Genomic DNA, 443 nt, shown 5'->3' with positions numbered 1-443 from the left:
GCACAAGTGCAAATTCGGTTTTAGATTCGCTACCCGCACTCCAGCGGGCCTTAAAGACTTCGCTGAAGACGAAGGTATATACAACCAGCATTAGAAGCGGGTTGAAGAACGACCACAACAGGCCAAGAGTAGAGCCGCGATAACGCCCAAGCACCTCGCGCTTTGCAGAGGTTTGTATGAGCCCACGGTTACGCGAGATACTCGCGATCATTTCGAACAGTGTTGCAGAAAACTGGCGCATCAGATAAATGCCTCTGCTTCCGCCAAGGATTTGCCTTGCGCATCCTTGGCGGAAAGGATGGGGAGAATTCCTGCGGGCCAGGCAATGTTGAGTTCGACATCATTCCAGAGGAGACAGCGCTCATAAGCGGGGGCGTAGTAATCAGTAGTCTTGTAGATAAACTCAGCAGTTTCAGAGACAACCACGAATCCATGGGCAAAAC

The 443-nt window shown here is 51.2% G+C and carries 2 protein-coding genes; both read right to left on the bottom strand.

The window, feature by feature from the left end:
• Positions 1-241, bottom strand: a 241-nt coding sequence (locus tag DVK00_RS21020) for an ABC transporter permease (protein ID WP_158598840.1), incomplete at its 3' end; no start/stop codon positions are given.
• Positions 241-443: dTDP-4-dehydrorhamnose 3,5-epimerase family protein (locus DVK00_RS21015; RefSeq protein ID WP_147435956.1), on the bottom strand; the 203-nt coding region annotated here is incomplete at its 5' end. The genes DVK00_RS21015 and DVK00_RS21020, both read right to left, overlap by 1 nt.

The organism is Haloarcula sp. Atlit-47R, from assembly GCF_003665985.1.
In the GTDB taxonomy this organism is placed as follows: domain Archaea; phylum Halobacteriota; class Halobacteria; order Halobacteriales; family Haloarculaceae; genus Haloarcula; species Haloarcula taiwanensis.
Note: the sequence above shows the minus strand (reverse complement) of the source record. Positions and strands in the feature narration are given on the sequence as shown.